The organism is Agrococcus jejuensis, assembly GCF_900099705.1.
Taxonomy (GTDB): Bacteria; Actinomycetota; Actinomycetes; order Actinomycetales; family Microbacteriaceae; genus Agrococcus; species Agrococcus jejuensis.
The window spans coordinates 2,709,290-2,722,552 of the sequence record NZ_LT629695.1; the positions used below are offsets into that span (position 1 = coordinate 2,709,290).

Here is a 13,263-nt window from a genome sequence, read left to right on the forward strand (position 1 = left end):
CTTCGTGGTCCGACACGCCCTCCGTGTCGTGCTAGTGTGATTCCTCGGTTCGCAGTGATGCGCCGAGCACCTCTAGCTCAATTGGCAGAGCAGTTGACTCTTAATCAATTGGTTCCGGGTTCGAGTCCCGGGGGGTGTACCAACGAAGAGGCCTCGTCGACAGACGGGGCCTCTTCTGCGTCTCCAGTGTTGAGGATTTCGGCCCGATGTGACCTCGCATCGGGCCGAAAACCTCAACTCTGGCGGATGCTGGAGGGGTGCGGACGGTTCGAGCAGGTGTCGCGGTCGCCCTGGCGATCGTGCTCTCGGCGTGCGCGAGCGGAGGCGGCGACGGCGGGACGAGCGGGGGCATGGGTGCCTCGGAGACCCAGGACCCGCCCGCGCTCAGCGCCGAGATCGTGCAGGAGCGCGGCGACGTGCGCGACGGGGTCGTGGGCATCGTGGTGACGAACGAGTCCGACGTCGACGTCGTCGTCGACCACGCCGAGTACCGCTCGTCGGCGCTCGTCGAGCCGCTCGTCGGCGGCGACGACTCGAGCATCCCCGCCGGCGCCACGCGGGCGTTGCGCGGCGAGCTGCCCACGCCGACGTGCGACGACGGCCCGATCGTCGACGAGGTCGTCGTCGTGCTCGACGACGGCACCGAGGTGACGCTCGACCCCGGCGACCCCTACGACCAGATCCCGACGCTCACCGAGGCGCCGTGCACGCGCCTCGACGTCGAGGCGGTCGTCGACGTCGAGTGGCTGCCCATCGAGGTCCCAGAGCCGGCGCTCGGCGCCGACGCGACCGTCTCCATCCGTCTCACGCCGACGGGTGCGGGCGAGCTCGCGGTGCAGTCCGTCGACGCGACCGTGCTGCTCGCGGTCGTCGACGCCGCGGGGGAGCGGGCCACGACCGTGCCGCTCGGGGCGACGATCACGGCAGACGGCGACGCGCAGACCATCGCCTTCACCGTGCGCCCTGGCCGCTGCGACGCGCACGCGATCGCCGAGGACAAGCAGGGCACGATCTTCGTCTTCCAGGTCATGGTCGACGGCGAGCCGCGCACGCTGCAGCTGCCGAGCGACGACGCGACGCGCGACGCCCTGCTCGGCTACGCCGCCGCATCCTGCGGGCTCGACTGAGCCCGCACGACGCGACAGCGCGCTACTGGCGGTACGACGCCAGGAAGTTGCCGATGCGCTCGACGGCGACCGTGAGGTCGTCGGCGTAGGGCAGCGTCACGATGCGGAAGTGGTCGGGCTGCGGCCAGTTGAAGCCCGAGCCCTGCACGACGAGGATCTTCTCGCGCAGCAGGAGGTCGAGCACGAGCTGCTGGTCGTCGTGGATCTGGTGCACCTCGGGGTCGAGGCGAGGGAACACGTAGAGCGCGCCGCGCGGCTCGACGACCGAGACGCCCGGGATCGACCGCAGGCCCGTCACGGTGGCGTCGCGCTGCTCGAGCAGGCGTCCACCGGGCTCGATGAGGTCCTCGATCGACTGGTGGCCCGTGAGCGCCGTCTGGATGCCGTACTGCGACGGCACGTTGGGGCACAGGCGCGTGGAGGCGAGCAGGTCGATGCCCTGCAGGAATCCGCCAGCGTGGTGCTTCGGACCCGAGATCACCATCCAGCCGGCACGGAAGCCGGCGGCGCGGTAGGTCTTCGACAGGCCGTTGTACGTGATGCACAGCAGGTCGGGCGCGAGCGACGCGATCGACGTGTGCTGCGCGTCGCCGTACAGGATGCGGTCGTAGATCTCGTCGGCGAGCAGCAGCAGCGAGTGCTTGCGGGCGAGGTCGACCATGCCGCGCAGCACCTCGGGCGTGTAGACGGCGCCCGTGGGGTTGTTGGGGTTGATGACGACGAGCGCCTTCGTGCGCGGCGTGATCTTGGCCTCGAGGTCGGCGAGGTCGGGCTGCCAGCCGTTCTGCTCGTCGCACAGGTAGTGCACGGGCGTGCCGCCGCCGAGGCTCGTCATGGCCGTCCAGAGCGGGTAGTCGGGGGCGGGGATGAGCACCTCGTCGCCCTGGTCGAGCAGCGCCTGCATCGTGATGGTGATGAGCTCGGAGACGCCGTTGCCGAGGTACACGTCGTCGACGGTGAGCTGCGGGAAGCCCGGCACGCCCTCGTAGCGGGCGACGACGGCGCGGCGTGCCGAGAGGATGCCCTTCGACTCCGAGTAGCCCTCGGCGTTGCGGATCTCGGCGATCATGTCCTGCACGATCGTCTCGGGCGTCTCGAAGCCGAACGGCTTGGGGTTGCCGATGTTGAGCTTGAGGATGCGGTGGCCCTCTGCCTCGAGCCGCGCGGCCTCCGCGTGCACGGGTCCTCGGATCTCGTAGAGGACGTGCTTCAGCTTCGACGACTGGTCGAGGGACTTCAGAGCCATTGCACCATGCTAGGTCGGCGCGGATGGCGGGATGCGCGACCACTGGTGGGTCGGCGGACCGGCGGGCACCTTTCGAGGCTCGCTTCGCTCGCACCTCAAGGAGCGGTCCTCGGGCGGACCGCAGCGCCGCGTCAGCGGGCGGGCAGCTGCAGCAGGCCGCCCTCGACGCGGCACGTCGCCGCCGCGATCGCCATGGCGTCGTCGAGCACCTCGCGCCACCAGTCCTCGCCCACGTCGGTGCCGGTGATCTCGGCCTCCGCGAGGGCTGCCGCGACGGCGGCGATCGTCGCGTCGCCCGCGCCGATCGTGTCGACGATCGGCGCGTCCATCGCGTGGATGGGGGCGTGGATGCTCGCGGTGCGCGCGTGCGCCGTGGCGCCGTCAGGCCCCTCGGTCACGAGCACGGCGGCGGCGCCGAGCGACAGGAGGCGCGAGGCGACGGCGTGCGGCTCGGTGCCCCACACGAGCTCGGCATCCTCGTCGCCCACCTTCACGACCCGCGACCGGGCGCCGATGCGCTCGACGGCCTCGCGGAAGCGCACGACGTGCTCGGGCGTCGGCAGGTAGCCGGGGCGCGGGTTGGGGTCGACGACGAGGCGGCGCTCAGGCTCGGCGATGCGCAGCAGCGGCTCCGCCTGGCTCGCGTCGTCGAGGGCCATGCACGACACGACGACTAGGTCGGCTGCGTCGAGCAGGGGCAGCAGAGGCGTCACGTCGACGTGCCGGCGCACGCCGGCCTCGTTGAAGACGTAGCGCATGGTGTCGCCGTCGCGCGTCGCGGTGGCGGTCGCGGTGCCGAGCGGCGCGGGCGTGGGCGCGAGCCGCACCCCGTGGGATGCGGCGTGCGCCACGAGCAGGCGGCCGGGCTCGTCGTCGGCGACCATCGCGACGAGGTCGACGTCGGCGCCGAGGCGCGCGAGGCCGACGGCGACGTTGAGCGCCGCGCCGCCGGGCACGCTGCGGCCGTCGACCACGTCGACGAGCGCGTCGCCGACGACGGCCATGCGAGTCACTGCCAGAGCCCTACAGGCCCAGCGAGCGGTCGAGCTCCTCGGCCCGCACGCGCTTGTCGTCGTCGATCACGGCGCCGACCGCGAGGGCCACGCCGATGCCCCACGACGCCCACAGCAGGCCGAGCCGCCAGTCGCGCGGCCCCTCGCGCGTCATCTTCACGACGCCGATGCCGCTCGCGACGGCGGCGATGAACCCGGGGTTCAGGATGAACTTGCGCACGAGCCCACGCTACCCGGCGAAGCCTGCGCACCCACAGGGGTCGCGCGACGGCCGAGCGGCGACTAGGCCTGGCCCAGGTGCTTCCTGGCGAAGTCGATCGTCTCCTGGATGAGCGCGCGGCGATCCTTCTCGGTGCGCACGTTGCGCGTCTTGATCTCGGCGATGATCTGGCCGCCGAAGTCGGTCGCGGCGAGCATCTGCAGCACCTCGGCGACGGGCTCGTTGCCGCGGCCGGGCACGAGGTGCTCGTCGGAGGTGCGGTTCGACTTGCCGCCGATGCCGTCGGTGAGGTGCAGGTGGCGCAGGCGCGAGCCGAGGTCGTTCGCGAGCTCGAGCGAGTTCCGACCGGCGAGCGCGCAGTGCGAGAAGTCGAGCGTCGCGTGCCGCACGTCCATGAGGCTCGGGTCGATGCCCGGCAGGTACGCCTTGCGGTCCTTGCCGCCCGTGCGCCACGGGAACATGTTCTCGACGGCGATCGCGACGTCGTACTTGTCCTCGGTGCGGCGCACCGACTCCTCGAACGTCGCGGCGTACTTGCCCTGCCAGCGGAACGGCGGATGCACGACGACCGTCTCGGCGCCCGTGTCGACCGCGAGCTGCGCGGAGCGCTCGAGCTTCACGAAGTGGTCGTTGCCCCACACGAACGACGTGAGCAGCAGCGTGGGCGCGTGGATCGCGAGGATCGGCTGGTCGTACGCCTTCGCGAGCACCGTGAGGCGATCGGCGTCGCGCGTGCGCGCATCCGTCGTCACCATCACCTCGACGCCGTCGTAGCCGCACTCGGCGGACAGGCGGAAGCCGTCCTCGAGCGGTCGAGGGAAGACGCTGATGGTGCTGAGTCCGACGGGGATCACTCGCGCCACGCTAGCGCCATCGCGCGTCGCGCACGTTGCGGGGGTGGGACGCGCGGATGCCATGGAGGGTTCGCGACGCTCATAGACTCAGGCGCATGGCGATCGACATCAAGCCGCGTTCGCGCGCGGTCACGGACGGCATCGAGGCGACGACGAGCCGAGGCATGCTTCGCGCCGTCGGCATGGGCGACGACGACTGGGAGAAGCCGCAGATCGGCATCGCCTCGTCGTGGAACGACATCACGCCGTGCAACCTCTCCCTCGACCGGCTCGCGCAGGGCTCCCGCGAGGGCGTGCACGCCGGCGGCGGCTACCCGCTGCAGTTCGGCACCATCTCCGTCTCCGACGGCATCTCGATGGGCCACGAGGGCATGCACTTCTCGCTCGTGAGCCGTGAGGTCATCGCCGACTCCGTCGAGACCGTCGTCATGGCCGAGCGTCTCGACGGCACCGTGCTGCTCGCCGGCTGCGACAAGTCGCTGCCCGGCATGCTCATGGCCGCAGCCCGCCTCGACCTCGCCTCCGTCTTCGTCTACGCCGGCTCGATCGCGCCGGGCTGGGTGAAGCTCTCGGACGGCACCGAGAAGGAGCTCACGATCATCGACTCGTTCGAGGCGGTCGGCGCGTGCAAGGCCGGCACCATGAGCGAGGAGGACCTCAAGCGCATCGAGTGCGGGTTCGCCCCGGGCGAGGGCGCCTGCGGCGGCATGTACACCGCCAACACCATGGCGTGCGTCGCCGAGGCGCTCGGCATGAGCCTGCCCGGCTCGTCGACGCCGCTGTCGGCCGACCGCCGCCGCGACATGTACGCGCACCGCTCGGGCGAGGCCGTCGTCGAGCTGCTGCGCAAGGGCATCACGGCCCGCGACATCCTCACGCGCAAGGCGTTCGAGAACGCCGTCACCGTCGCCATGGTGCTCGGCGGCTCGACCAACGCCGTGCTGCACCTGCTCGCGATCGCGCACGAGGCCGGCGTCGAGCTGACCCTCGAGGACTTCCGCGAGATCGGCGCACGTTCGCCGCACCTCGCCGACGTCAAGCCGTTCGGCCGCTTCGTCGCGCAGGACTTCGACCGCGTCGGCGGCATGCCCGTCGTCATGGCCGCGCTGCTCGAGGCCGGCCTGCTGCACGGCGACGCCCTCACGGTCACGGGCAAGACCGTCGCCGAGAACCTCGCCGAGCTCGCGCCGGCCCCGCTCGACGGCACCGTCGTGCGCGCGATCGACGACCCCATCCACGCGACCGGCGGCCTCACGGTGCTGCACGGCTCGCTCGCCCCCGAGGGCGCCGTCGTGAAGACGGCCGGCTTCGACGCCGAGATCTTCGAGGGCCCCGCCCGCGTGTTCCAGCGCGAGCGCGCCGCCATGGATGCGCTCACGAACGGCGAGATCGAGAAGGGCGACGTGGTGGTCATCCGCTACGAGGGCCCCAAGGGCGGACCCGGCATGCGCGAGATGCTCGCCATCACCGCCGCCATCAAGGGCGCAGGGCTCGGCAAGGATGTACTACTGTTGACGGACGGACGATTCTCAGGCGGCACAACCGGCCTGTGCATCGGACACATCGCGCCCGAGGCCGTGGACTCCGGTCCCATCGCCTTCGTTCGCGATGGCGACACCATTCGCGTCGACATCCCGGCTCAGCGCATCGACCTACTGGTCGATCCTGCAGAGCTCGCATCCCGCCAGGAAGGCTGGGAGCCGCTTCCGCCGCGCTACACGCGGGGAGTCCTCGCAAAGTACGCCCGTCTCGTGCGCTCCGCCGCACAGGGGGCCGTCACGGGCTGACGCTCGCATCCGCGTCGCCCAGGGAGATCGCCATGACCATCGCGCCACGTCCGACCCCACCGAGGGTGCAGGGACCTGAGGTCCTCACCGGCTCGGGGGCAATCCTCCGCTCGCTCGAGCTGCTCGGCGTCACCGACGTCTTCGGGCTGCCCGGCGGCGCCATCATCCCCTTCTACGACGAGCTCATGCAGCAGTCGGCCGTGCGCCACGTGCTCGTGCGCCACGAGCAGGGCGCCGGCCACGCCGCCGAGGGCTACGCCTCGTCGTCGAACAAGGTCGGCGTCGCCATCGCGACGAGCGGCCCCGGTGCCACGAACCTCGTGACCGCGATCGCCGACGCCTACATGGACTCCGTGCCGTTCGTCGCCATCACGGGGCAGGTGTTCAGCCACCTCATGGGCACCGACGCCTTCCAGGAGGCCGACATCACGGGCATCACGATGCCCATCACGAAGCACTCGTTCCTCGTGACCGACGCCGCCGACGTGCCGAGCGTGCTGCAAGCGGCCTTCCACATCGCCTCCACGGGCCGGCCCGGCCCCGTGCTCGTCGACGTGACGAAGGATGCGCAGCAGCAGTCGGCGCCGTTCGTGTGGCCCGACCGCGTCGATCTGCCCGGCTACCGCCCCGTCACGAAGGCGCACGGCAAGCAGATCCAGGCTGCGGCCGCGCTGCTCGCGCAGGCCGACCGCCCCGTGCTCTACGTCGGCGGCGGCGTCATCCGCGCCCAGGCGTCGCAGGAGGTGCGCGAGCTCGCCGAGGCGATCGGCGCGCCCGTCGTGACGACGCTCATGGCGCGCGGCGCCTTCCCCGACTCGCACCCGCAGCACCTCGGCATGCCCGGCATGCACGGCACGGTGCCCGCGGTGCTCGCGCTGCAGGAGTCCGACCTCATCCTCGCCCTCGGCGCGCGGTTCGACGACCGCGTCACGGGCAAGGCATCCGAGTTCGCCCCCGGCGCCAAGGTCATCCACGTCGACGTCGACCCCGCGGAGATCTCGAAGATCCGCACGGCCGACGTGCCGATCGTGGGCGACGTGCGCGACGTGGCCTCCGACCTGTCGGTCGCGTTCCAGGACGCCGTCTCGGATGGCCGCCCCGACCTCACCGACTGGTGGGAGCGGCTGCACGGCCTGCAGGCGGAGTTCCCGCTCGGCTTCGCGCCGACGACCGACGGCAAGCTCGCGCCGCAGCAGGTCATCCAGCGCATCGGCGAGCTCACGGGCCCCGAGGGCATCTACGCGGCCGGCGTCGGCCAGCACCAGATGTGGGCGGCGCAGTTCATCAAGTACGAGCGCCCCAACGCGTGGCTCAACTCCGGCGGCGCCGGCACGATGGGCTACGCCGTGCCCGCCGCCATGGGGGCGAAGGTCGCCGAGCCGCAGCGCCACGTGTGGGCGATCGACGGCGACGGCTGCTTCCAGATGACGAACCAGGAGCTCGCCACGTGCGCGCTCAACGACATCCCCATCAAGGTCGCCATCATCAACAACTCGTCGCTCGGCATGGTGCGCCAGTGGCAGAACCTCTTCTACGAGGGTCGCTACGCGTTCACCGACCTCGAGACCGGCGACGACGCCCGCATGATCCCCGACTTCGTGAAGCTGGGGGAGGCGTACGGCTGCCTCGCCATCCGCGTCACGAGGGAGGACCAGATCGACGACGCGATCCGACTCGCGCTCGAGACGAACGACCGACCCGTCGTCATCGACTTCATCGTGTCGAAGGATGCGATGGTGTGGCCGATGGTGCCGCAGGGCGTCTCGAACTCGTTCGTGCAGTACGCCAAGGACCACAGCCCGGAGTGGGGTGACGAGTGATGACGACCCACGTGCTCTCCCTCCTCGTGGAGGACAAGCCCGGACTGCTGACGCGCGTCGCCGGGCTCTTCGCCCGACGCGGCTTCAACATCGACTCGCTCGCGGTCGGCAAGACCGAGATCCCGGGGCTCTCGCGCATCACGGTCGTCGTGGACGTCGACGAGCTGCCGCTCGAGCAGGTCACGAAGCAGCTGAACAAGCTCATCAACGTCGTGAAGATCGTCGAGCTCGAGCCCGCGGGCTCGGTGCAGCGCGAGCACATGCTCATCAAGGTGAAGGTCGACCACTCGACCCGCTCGCAGATCCTCGAGGCCACGAACCTCTTCCGCGCCCGCGTCGTCGACGTGACGACAGATGCGCTCGTGATCGAGGTCACCGGCGACTCCGCGAAGTGCCAGGCGCTGCTGCGCCTGCTCGAGCCGTACGGCATCAAGGAGATCGCCCAGTCGGGCCTCCTCGCCATCGGCCGCGGCGGCAAGTCCATCTCGGAGCGCGTGCTGCGCGCCTGAGCGCCGCCCGCATCCATCCAGACCATCCAGAACCAGAACACATCAAGGAGCGATCCCCCATGACCGAGGTCATCTACGACGACAAGGCCGACCTGGGCCTCATCCAGGGCAAGAAGGTCGCCGTCATCGGCTACGGCTCGCAGGGCCACGCCCACGCGCAGAACCTGCGCGACTCGGGCGTCGACGTGCGCATCGGCCTCAAGGAGGACTCGAAGTCGCGTCCCAAGGCGACCGAGGCCGGCTTCACCGTCGGCACGAACCGCGAGGTCGCCGAGTGGGCCGACGTCATCGTCATCCTCGCGCCCGACCAGCACCAGCGCGGCATCTACGCCGACGACATCGCCCCCGTGCTGACCGAGGGCAAGACGCTGCTCTTCAGCCACGGCTTCAACATCCGCTTCGACTACATCCAGGCGCCCGAGGGCGTCGACGTCGTGCTCGTCGCCCCCAAGGGTCCGGGTCACACCGTGCGTCGCGAGTACGAGGCCGGCCGTGGCGTGCCCGTGATCGTGGCCGTCGAGGTCGACGCGACCGGCACCGCGTGGGACCTCGCATGGTCGTACGCCAAGGCGATCGGCGGCCTGCGCGCCGGCGGCATCAAGACGACGTTCACCGAGGAGACCGAGACCGACCTGTTCGGCGAGCAGGCCGTGCTCTGCGGTGGCACCTCGCAGCTCGTGCAGTACGGCTTCGAGACGCTCATCGAGGCCGGCTACCAGCCCGAGATCGCCTACTTCGAGGTGCTCCACGAGCTGAAGCTCATCGTCGACCTCATGTGGGAGGGCGGCATCGCCAAGCAGCGCTGGTCGATCTCCGACACGGCCGAGTACGGCGACTACGTCTCGGGCCCCCGCGTCATCAGCCCCGACGTGAAGACGAACATGCAGGCCGTGCTCGCCGACATCCAGTCGGGCGCGTTCGCGAAGCGCTTCATCGACGACCAGGACGCCGGTGCTCCCGAGTTCAACGCGCTGCGCGAGAAGCAGGCCGGCCACCCCATCGAGGCGACCGGCAAGCAGCTGCGCTCGCTCTTCGCGTGGGAGCAGCCGGACGCCGACTACACCGACGGCTCGGCGGCTCGCTGACGCTCGCGCTCACCTGAGAGCAACGATCTGAGGTTTTCGGCCCTTTCTGACATCAGAAAGGGCCGAAAACCTCATATCTGTGTGCGCGGCGGGGCGCGCGCGGTCAGCGGGCGAGGTGGGCGTCGACGAGGGCGGGGGAGAGCACGTGCTGGCGCACGAGGATCGCCGCGCCTCGGGCACCCGCGAGGGCGCCGCCCTGCGACTGCACGATCGACAGGTGCTGCGTCGCCAGCGGGATCGAGCGCCGGTAGACGACCTCGCGCACGCCCGCGAGCAGCTGCTCGCCCGCGCGGGCGATCGAGCCGCCCAGCACGATGACCGCGGGGTTGTGCAGGCTCACGACGAGCGCGAGCGCCTCGCCGAGCACGCGGCCGGCCTCGCGCGTGATGTCGAGCGCATCCGCATCCCCGGCGCGCAGCAGCGCCACGACGTGGTCGCTCGACGTCGCCGCGATGCCGCGCGCGACGAGCGCCTCGGCGATGGCCGTGCCGCTCGCGATCGCCTCGAGGTCGCGCTCGTCCTCGGGCGTGCGCAGCGGCGACGGGCTGTAGGGCACGCGGATGTGCCCGAGGTCGCCCGCAGCGCCGTCGGCGCCGCGCTGCAGCACGCCGCCCGCGATGATGCCGGCGCCGATGCCCGTCGCGACCTTCACGTACACCAGGTCGTCGTGGCGGCCGCCGCTCGCGGCATGCTCGCCGAGGGCGAGGATGTTCACGTCGTTGTCGACGAGCACGGGCACGGGGAACGCGCGCTGCACGTGCGCGGGGATGTCGAAGCGATCCCAGCCGGGCATGATCGGCGGGTTCACGGGTCGGCCGGTGGCGTGCTCGACGGGGCCGGGCACGCCGATGCCGACGCCGACCACGTGGCTCGCGTCGCGGCCGGCGGTCTCGAGCAGCGTGCGCGCGTGCGAGCAGGCGGCGTCGAGCGCCGCGACGGGGCCGTCGGCGATGTCGAGCGCGAGCGACACGGAGGCGACGGCCGTCGCCGAGAGGTCGGTGATGGCGATGTTCGCGTGCCGGGCGCCGAAGTCGAACGCCACGATCGTGCCGCCGGAGGGGTCGAACGCGAGCATCGACGGCGGACGTCCGCCCGTGGACGTCGTGGCGCCGGCGGCGCGCAGCAGGCCGGCGGCGGCGAGGGCGTCGATGCGCGCCGCGACCGTCGCGCGGCCGAGGCCCGTGGCCTCGACGAGCTCGGCACGCGTGCGGGCGCGGCCGTCGAGGAAGTGCTGCAGCAGCACGCCCGCGCTCGTCGGATGCGGGGGGATCGCCAGCGACATCCGGCCTCCTCGCCTGGCGTCGCAGGGATGCGACGGGCTTCCACGCTACTGCACGCGACTTGAGTCCGCTTCATGTTCGACTTTTGCTTGGTGAGCAGCAGAAGTGGTGCTACGTTCATCCCGAACCCGGAGCAATCTCGATGAGGAGACCCGAGCCGATGAGCGACATCGCACTGCAGCTGTACTCGATCCGCGAGCGCATCGAGAGCGACGGGCTCGCCCCGTCGCTCGCGCACGCCGCATCCGCGGGCTTCGACCGCATCGAGCTCTACAACCTCATGGGGTGGGCCGAGGAGCTGCGCACCGAGCTGCCCGCCAACGGCCTCACGGCGACCACGGCCCACGCCCGCCTGCTGGGCGAGGACCAGTCGGCGATCTTCGCCACGGCGGCTTCGCTCGGCGTCGAGACGATCATCGACCCGTACACCGACCCCGCGCTCTGGACGACGCGCGACGACGTGCTGCGCATCGCCGACCACCTCAACTCGTCGGCAGCCGGCGCGCGCGAGCACGGCCTCGCCCTCGGCTACCACAACCACGCGTGGGAGGCCGCGGCCCTCGGTGACACGACGGCCCTCGAGGTGCTCGCCGACGCGCTCGACCCCGAGGTCGTGCTCGAGGTCGACGCGTACTGGGCCGCCGTCGGCGGCGCCGACGTGCCCGCCCTGCTCACGGCCCTCGGCAGCCGCGTCGTCGCGCTGCACCTCAAGGACGCGCCGCTCGTCGACGGCGCCCTCTCGCAGGACCGCCACGACCAGCTGCCCGTGGGCGAGGGCGCCATCGAGTGGACGTCGATCCTCGACGCAGCCCCCACGGCACGCCTCCTCGTCGTCGAGTTCGACGAGTTCCGCGGCGACATCTACGACGGCGCAGCCACCAGCCTCGCCGGCATCCGCACGCTCACCACCGCGCGCTGACCAGACAGACCCATCACCACATCGTCGGCTCGCCGACACCCGCCCGCCCGGCTGCGTCGCCGGGAGGGATGCACGCACCACAGGACGAAGGAGTTCCGATGACGCGCATGAAGACCATCGCGGGGGCAGCAGCCGCCGCAGCCGTCGTACTCGCCGCGAGCGGCTGCTCGGCAGGCGGCGACGCCGGCGCCGAGGGCGGCTCGATCACCTGGTGGGCCACCCAGCAGACCGCCACGATCGGCGACTCCGAGGCGGCGTACCAGGCGGCGATCGACCGCTTCACCGACGAGACCGGCATCGAGGTCGAGTTCGAGGTCATCCCGTGGGCCGACCTCTACAACCGCATCCTCACCGCCGTCTCCTCGGGCACGGGTCCCGACGTGCTGAACATCGGCACGACGTGGACGGGCTCGCTGCACGACACGGGGGCGCTCTCGACGATCGAGGGCGAGTCGCTCGACTGGCTCGGCGGCTCCGACCGCTTCGTGCCCGCCGTCTACGAGGCCGCGCAGGTGCCCGGCGAGACGCAGGATGCCGTGCCGTTCCTCTCGAACGTGTACTCGCTGTACTACAACCCCACCCTCTTCGCCGCGGCCGGCATCACCGAGCCGCCCGCGACGTGGGAGGAGTTCGTCGAGGTCGGCCAGCAGCTCACCGTCGACACCGACGGCGACGGCGCGATCGACCAGTGGGGCTACTCGGGCGCCGCGGCGAACGTGCAGCAGAACGCGCACATGGCCTTCATCCTCGGCCAGCAGTTCGGCGGCGACTTCGTCGATGACGAGGGCGAGTCGACGCTCGACAGCGACGAGCAGGTCGAGGCCGTCGAGGCCTACGTCGGACTCATGACCGACTCGCAGATCATGGCACCGTCGAACGCCGAGATCGACCTCGGCGCCGACGCCGTCGACCAGTTCATCAACGGCGACGCTGCGATGATCCTGCAGCAGAACCCCATCGAGCAGTTCACGTCGCGCGACTTCGCCGACTGGGCCATCGCACCCACGCCCGTGCTGTCGGACGGCGAGGACGTGGAGTCGATGATCGCCGGCACGAACATCACGGTGCTCGTCGACTCGCCCAACCAGGAGCAGGCGTTCCAGTTCGTCGAGCACATGACGAGCGTCGAGGAGCAGGCCGAGCTCGCCTCCGCCTTCGGCCTCCTGCCCGTCGTCACCGACGCGTACGACGAGCCGCTGCTCGCCGACTCGGGCGACACGACCCTCGAGGTGCGCCGCGACGCACAGGCCAACGCCTCCGCCCCGTTCCCGCTCGTCGGCAACATCGGCGAGATCGAGGCAGCCGTCGGCAACGCCGTGCGCGAGTCGTTCCAGGCGTACGCGACCGGCGGCGACGCCGACGTCGCCGGCCGCCTGGCCGCCGCCAACGGGCAGGTCCGCTGA

The 13,263-nt window shown here is 71.1% G+C and carries 12 protein-coding genes and 1 tRNA gene; 8 read left to right on the forward strand and 5 right to left on the reverse strand.

All coding sequences use genetic code 11. From position 1 onward, the window contains the following. Positions 1-66 precede the first annotated feature (66 nt). Positions 67-142: transfer RNA gene (locus BLQ67_RS12720), tRNA-Lys, on the forward strand. Between the two features lie 208 nt (positions 143-350). Then, entirely contained in the window at positions 351-1,127 is a 777-nt protein-coding gene (locus BLQ67_RS12725) for a hypothetical protein (protein ID WP_092505606.1), read from the forward strand. A gap of 22 nt (positions 1,128-1,149) precedes the next feature. Here the strand turns inward: BLQ67_RS12725 and BLQ67_RS12730 are convergent, their stop codons facing one another. From BLQ67_RS12730 to BLQ67_RS12745, 4 genes are all read right to left on the reverse strand, one after another. After that, positions 1,150-2,373, reverse strand: a complete 1,224-nt coding sequence (locus BLQ67_RS12730; RefSeq protein ID WP_092505608.1) for a pyridoxal phosphate-dependent aminotransferase — start codon at positions 2,371-2,373, stop codon at positions 1,150-1,152. Between the two features lie 131 nt (positions 2,374-2,504). After that, on the reverse strand, positions 2,505-3,377 hold the full coding sequence (locus BLQ67_RS12735; protein ID WP_092505610.1) for a carbohydrate kinase family protein: 873 nt from the start codon (positions 3,375-3,377) through the stop codon (positions 2,505-2,507). Positions 3,378-3,396: 19 nt separating this feature from the next. Beyond that, positions 3,397-3,606 carry a hypothetical protein gene (locus BLQ67_RS12740; RefSeq protein ID WP_092505612.1) on the reverse strand — a complete coding sequence of 70 codons (210 nt, stop codon included), beginning with the start codon at positions 3,604-3,606 and terminating at the stop codon, positions 3,397-3,399. Positions 3,607-3,668: 62 nt separating this feature from the next. Further along, on the reverse strand, positions 3,669-4,460 hold the full coding sequence (locus tag BLQ67_RS12745; protein WP_231945049.1) for a sugar phosphate isomerase/epimerase family protein: 792 nt from the start codon (positions 4,458-4,460) through the stop codon (positions 3,669-3,671). Between the two features lie 95 nt (positions 4,461-4,555). Here BLQ67_RS12745 and ilvD point away from each other — a divergent pair, with 95 nt between their 5' ends. From ilvD to ilvC, 4 genes are read left to right on the forward strand one after another with little or no spacing between them, the layout of a single operon-like run. After that, on the forward strand, positions 4,556-6,247 hold the full coding sequence (gene ilvD, locus BLQ67_RS12750; RefSeq protein WP_092505616.1) for a dihydroxy-acid dehydratase: 1,692 nt from the start codon (positions 4,556-4,558) through the stop codon (positions 6,245-6,247). Positions 6,248-6,279: 32 nt separating this feature from the next. Further along, positions 6,280-8,067: an acetolactate synthase large subunit gene (locus BLQ67_RS12755; RefSeq protein ID WP_092505618.1), complete on the forward strand. Its 1,788-nt coding sequence runs from the start codon at positions 6,280-6,282 to the stop codon at positions 8,065-8,067. Then, positions 8,067-8,576 carry an acetolactate synthase small subunit gene (gene ilvN / locus BLQ67_RS12760; protein WP_092505620.1) on the forward strand — a complete coding sequence of 170 codons (510 nt, stop codon included), beginning with the start codon at positions 8,067-8,069 and terminating at the stop codon, positions 8,574-8,576. The genes BLQ67_RS12755 and ilvN overlap by 1 nt, the downstream gene beginning before the upstream one ends. A 59-nt stretch (positions 8,577-8,635) precedes the next feature. Further along, positions 8,636-9,661, forward strand: coding sequence for a ketol-acid reductoisomerase (gene ilvC, locus BLQ67_RS12765; RefSeq protein ID WP_092505622.1), 1,026 nt, complete (start codon positions 8,636-8,638; stop codon positions 9,659-9,661). 103 nt (positions 9,662-9,764) lie between these two features. On the opposite strand, the gene BLQ67_RS12770 is transcribed toward ilvC, so the two are convergent. Next, positions 9,765-10,943, reverse strand: coding sequence for an ROK family protein (locus tag BLQ67_RS12770; RefSeq protein WP_092505624.1), 1,179 nt, complete (start codon positions 10,941-10,943; stop codon positions 9,765-9,767). 158 nt (positions 10,944-11,101) lie between these two features. Here BLQ67_RS12770 and BLQ67_RS12775 point away from each other — a divergent pair, with 158 nt between their 5' ends. Then, the gene (locus tag BLQ67_RS12775; protein WP_092505626.1) at positions 11,102-11,860 is read left to right on the forward strand and encodes a sugar phosphate isomerase/epimerase family protein; all 759 of its coding nucleotides are present in this window, start codon (positions 11,102-11,104) and stop codon (positions 11,858-11,860) included. Between the two features lie 98 nt (positions 11,861-11,958). Next, positions 11,959-13,263, forward strand: coding sequence for an extracellular solute-binding protein (locus tag BLQ67_RS12780; RefSeq protein WP_172802331.1), 1,305 nt, complete (start codon positions 11,959-11,961; stop codon positions 13,261-13,263).